The sequence below is a fragment of the Dietzia sp. DQ11-44 genome (assembly GCF_014145205.1).
Taxonomy (GTDB): Bacteria; Actinomycetota; Actinomycetes; order Mycobacteriales; family Mycobacteriaceae; genus Dietzia; species Dietzia natronolimnaea.
This window is the reverse complement of sequence record NZ_JAALEC010000170.1, coordinates 1-4,710: the sequence shown is the minus strand read 5'-3', so window position 1 is coordinate 4,710 and position 4,710 is coordinate 1. Positions and strand designations below refer to the sequence as shown.

Sequence of the window (4,710 nt, the reverse complement as noted above, 5' to 3'; positions counted from 1 at the left end):
TCCAGCCGACCGACGACGGCTTCGACCCGGAGATCTACCCGGTGACCGCGACGGCCGTGCGGGACATCGTCGACGAGCTGGCCGACGACACCCTCCTCGACGCCCCCGCGACCGGAGCGGTCGACGCGCTCCTGTCGGCCGGTGCGCGGTTGTCCGCCCGGGACCTGGCGGCCGTCCTCCACTCCCCCGACGGCTGGCCCGAGGTCGACCTCGAGGCGGGCGTCCGAGCGGCCCGGGCGTTCGGTTCCCCGGTCCCGGCCTGAGCGCGTCGAGGAGCAAGAAGTGCTGGTAAGGATAGGCTTTCGACGCTTGCGACTCCGCGCGCCGACTCCTAGCGTGGACACATGGACACCCCTCGCTCCACCCGCCACGACGCCGTCGAACCGCACGACGCCTCGGTCGGCGACAGACTCAACTGGCTTCGTGCCGCCGTCCTCGGGGCGAACGACGGCCTGCTCTCGACCGCCGGGCTCGTGATGGGCGTCGCTGCGGCCACCACCGACCGATCCGCCCTGATGGTCGCGGGGATCGCCGGCTTGTCCGCCGGCGCGTTCTCGATGGCCGTCGGCGAATACGTGTCGGTGAGCACCCAGCGGGATACGGAACGTGCGCTCATCTCCAAGGAGATCGGCGAACTCGACCGCGAGCCCGAGGCCGAGTTCGAAGAACTCGTCGGGCTCTACACCGCCAAGGGGCTCAGTGTGGACACCGCCCGGCTGGTCGCCACCGAACTCCACGCCGTCGATCCACTCTCCGCCCACCTCGACGCCGAACTGGGCATCGATCAGGAGGCACTGACCAACCCGATGCACGCAGCCGTCTCCTCCGCGATCGCCTTCACCCTCGGGGCGATCATCCCTCTGCTCGCCATCCTCGCCCCCGCCAGCCTGAGAGTGCCCACGATCGCGGTGCTCACCATGGTCGGTCTGGCGCTCGCGGGATACGTCTCCGCGCGTCTGGGAGACGCGGATCGGGGCAAGGCCGTGCGCCGGCTACTCCTCGGTGGTCTCGCGGCCATGGCAGCGACCTACGGGATCGGCTCGATCCTGGGAACCGCCGTCGCCTGACCGGGGACGGGTTGCTCGCTACTGCACCGGTGAGCCGATCTCTGCCACCATGGTCTGGTGAGAAGACTCGGTTACGTCGCGGCCAAGCGCCTCGCACTCGAGACACTCGGGTGGACGCTCGTCGTGCTGGGTATCGCCGCTCTGTTCCTCCCCGGCCCCGGGCTGCTCACTCTCTTCGCGGGCATGGTCGTGCTCTCCCAGCAGTACGAGTGGTTCGAGAAGCGGGTCGACCCCGTCAAGCGCGTGGCCCTCGAGGGCGCGTCCCGAGGGGTGCAGACCTGGCCGAGGATCACCGCGTCGGTGCTCGGCGTGGCGTGGCTGGTCGGACTCGGGATCTACTGGGGCCAGCACCCCCCGGCACCACAGTGGTGGCCCCTCGATCCAGCCTGGTGGTTCATCGGCGGGTGGGGCACCGGCGGAAGCCTGATCGGCTCCGGCCTGATCGGCCTCGTCCTCATCGTCTACTCGATCCGTCGATTCCGGGGGAACCCGTACGACCACGAGGTGGAGACCGAGCGCGAGAGGGAACGCCACGCCGCCCGCCACCGGGAGAGAGAGGAACGGCGACGGGCGCGGCACGACGTCACATCGGGCCGGAGGCCGCACCCGGCCGCGTCTCCCACCGGGCCGGGCGTCGCGTCGGACTGATCGGGCGTCACGTCAGGCTGAACGTCTCCTCGCCACCCACCGCGACCATGCGCTCCTGTCCGGCCACGCACACGTGGACCGGGGTCGAGTCGATCACACCGTCTCTGTGATGCACCGTGACGCTGTCCTGCATCACCGTCACCGTGAGCGGGGACCGCAGGTAGGTCATGTTGAAAGAGACCCCGTCGATATCCCGGGGCAGGTTGGGGTGGATCTGCAGCATCCCGTTCTCCACCCGCATCCCCGCGTAGAACCGCTGGATCAGGTCGACCGTCCCGGACATGACACCCATGTGGATACCCTCGCGGGTCGTTCCTCCCTGGATGTCGTTGACGTCGCTGCCCAGCGCCACCTTGAAACGATCCCAGGAACTGTCCGGGTCGAAGCGGGCGAGGACCCCGGCATGCGTGATGTAGGACAGGGTCGACCCGTGTGACGTGCGCTGGTCGTAGTAGTCGATGGTGCGCTGTGCGGCATCGTCCGCGAACCCATAGCCGAGTCTGGTGAAGACCCGCCGCAGTTCGTCGTCGCTGAACAGGAAGAACAGCATCACGGCGTCGGCCTGTTTGGCCAGTTTGTACCGGTCCGGGGTGTCGCCCTCGGCCTTGAGGATCCGGTCGAGCCGCTGGATGTTGCCGTATTTGGCACGGTAGGAGTTCCAGTCCAGCTCGTCGAGGTCCTCGTACCCCTCGAACTGGCTGATGATCCCGTCGTGGAACGGCACGAACATCTTGCGGCTCATGTCCTTCCACCGCTCGATCTCGTCGTCACGCAGTTCGAGCCGGGCGCGGACGGCGCCGGCCTGGGGCGCCGGCAGCAGGTCGAGCAGGTGGGCGGCGATGTCGCAGATCCACGCCACGAAGACGTTGGTGTAGGCGTTGTTGCGCAGCCCGCCCTCGGACGCGCCCGGGTACTTCTCGTGGTACTCGTCGGGCCCCATCACGCCGTGGATCTCGTAGCGCTGCCGCTCCGGTGAGTAGTGCGCGATGGACGACCAGAACCGCGCGATGCCGAGCATCATCTCCGCACCCCGGAACTCGAGGAACATCGTGTCCTCGGTGAGGGTGATGTACTGCCAGACGTTGTAGAAGATCGCCGCGCTGACGTGGCGCTGGTTGTGCGACAGGTCGATGTCCCACCGCCCCGACATCGGGTTGAGGTGGAGTTCCTGGGTCTGCTCCGTGCCGAGCGATCCGCTCTGCCACGGGAACATGAACCCCTCGTACCCGGCCGTCGCCGCCGCCACCCGCGCCTCGGACTGTCTCCGGTAGCGGTACATGAGCAGGCTGCGGGTGACGGCCGGGAGCCGGAAGGTCAGGAACGGGAAGACGAACAACTCGTCCCAGAACACGTGGCCCCGGTAGGCCTCGCCGTTGATCCCGCGGGCGGGCACGCCGGCGTCGAGGTCGGCGGTGTTGTGCGAGCACGTCTGCAGGATGTGACTGATGTGCACCCGCAGCAGGTGCTGGGCCTCGTCGTCGCCGAACACGTGGAGGTCGCACGCCTGCCACAACCGCTCCCAGGACTCGCGGTGGTGCGCGTACGCCGCACCGAACGGGCGCGACCGGGCGGCCGACCGGGAGGCGCGCAGGAGCGTGTCCCCCGTGGCCGGGTCACGCGAGGTGAACAGCGCCACCGACTTCTCGATCGTGGTGGGGACGTCGCGCTCCAGCTCCACGTGGAGGGTCTGCTGGATGTAGTCCGCCATCCGGAAGTCGGAGCGGGGCACGTCTCGTTTCCGACCGCCGGTCGAGACGAGGGTCCGTGCCGCGACACCGATGTTCACCTCGGACTGCCGGGTGCGCACCTTCAGCGCCATCACCTCGGGGTGCGGGAACACCGTGCTGCCCGGCCGGAGGTGGTCGCTCTCGAGTTGCCGGTATCGCGGTACGCCGTCGTTGGTGACGCGTCCGTCGAGCGCGCTCACGACCTCAGCCTGGCCGGACCAGTTCAGCGGCGTGATCGTCCACTCCATGTAGGCGTGGTGCATGCTGGCCATCGACGCGAAGCGCCGGCTCACCAACTCGGTCTCCCGCCCCTCCCGGTCGCGGAAGCGGATCTGGCGGGTCATCAGCGCCGAGCGCAGATCCACTCGGTGGCTGTACTCGAGGATCTCCACTTCTGCGAGCCGGAGCACCTCCGCCCCGCCGATCCTGAGCTTGAGCGGCAACCAGTTGGGCAGGTTGACCAGGTCCTCGTTGTGCACCGGGACGCCGCCGAGCATGGTGGTCGCGCGGTTGTACAGGCCGTGGACGTACGTCCCGGGGTAGTGGACCCCGTCGGCGTCCTCCCATTCGGCCGCGCCCCGCGTGCAGAGGTAGCCGTTGCCCGTCGACGTGAGGGTCTCGCGCAGCCCCTCCTCGCCGGGATCGAACCCGGAGTAGGACAGCGTGAAGGCGTCGGACCGCCCAGCGGTGGTGTCGTTCGAGGGCCCGGTCTGCAGAGTGGTCACGCGGTCGACCCTATCGACTGACCTGCGGTTCCGACGGGATCCCACGTGCTTGTTTCCGGGATCGTCATCTGGCCGAGACTCGTCGGCCACCGACGTATTGTATGATCTACGTCACAGTCGGGACGGCCCGGGCCGCGCCTCGGGGCCCGCCGTCGACCGTCGCGCCGGAACAGGGGTTCACCATGACCGTTCAGTTCATCGAGATCACGGAGGACGTGGCCGACAGGCTCCACGTCCTCACCACACCGACGGCCTGCCAGGTCGGCGATGCGCGCATGATCATCGTCGATCTGCTCGGCTCCGGTCCGTCATGGCCACTGTCCGTCCTCGTCGACCACGTGTGCACCGCGTACGAGGCTCCCGACGGGGAACGTCTCATGGTCGACCTCCGGGAGGGCATGGCCGAGGACGAGCTCCGCGACGAGCCGGCACTCCGGCACGTGACGTGGGTGCGCGCCACGCGCCTCGCGCTCAAGGAACTCACCGACTCCGGAGAAGTGGTCTGGAGCCTGCCCTCGGACGATCCGGACGAGGTCGACCACC

4 protein-coding genes and 1 pseudogene are annotated in these 4,710 nt (G+C 68.6%); 4 read left to right on the top strand and 1 reads right to left on the bottom strand.

Going from position 1 to position 4,710, the window contains the following annotated elements:
• The 3 genes and pseudogenes from G6018_RS05390 to G6018_RS05380 form a co-directional block, all read left to right on the top strand.
• Positions 1 to 263 (top strand): annotated as a pseudogene (locus tag G6018_RS05390) (hypothetical protein); the annotation flags it as partial.
• A gap of 81 nt (positions 264 to 344) precedes the next feature.
• The gene (locus G6018_RS05385; RefSeq protein ID WP_017838261.1) at positions 345 to 1,067 is read left to right on the top strand and encodes a VIT family protein; all 723 of its coding nucleotides are present in this window, start codon (positions 345 to 347) and stop codon (positions 1,065 to 1,067) included.
• A 57-nt stretch (positions 1,068 to 1,124) separates the two neighbouring features.
• Positions 1,125 to 1,715, top strand: a complete 591-nt coding sequence (locus tag G6018_RS05380) for a PGPGW domain-containing protein (protein WP_179524306.1) — start codon at positions 1,125 to 1,127, stop codon at positions 1,713 to 1,715.
• Positions 1,716 to 1,722: 7 nt separating this feature from the next.
• On the opposite strand, the gene G6018_RS05375 is transcribed toward G6018_RS05380, so the two are convergent.
• Complete coding sequence (locus tag G6018_RS05375) at positions 1,723 to 4,167, bottom strand: glycoside hydrolase family 65 protein (protein ID WP_179524305.1); 2,445 nt, start codon at positions 4,165 to 4,167, stop codon at positions 1,723 to 1,725.
• Between the two features lie 182 nt (positions 4,168 to 4,349).
• On the opposite strand from G6018_RS05375, the gene G6018_RS05370 reads away from it, so the two are divergent.
• Positions 4,350 to 4,710 (top strand): hypothetical protein (locus tag G6018_RS05370; RefSeq protein ID WP_241732001.1); only part of this gene is annotated, 361 nt, incomplete at its 3' end.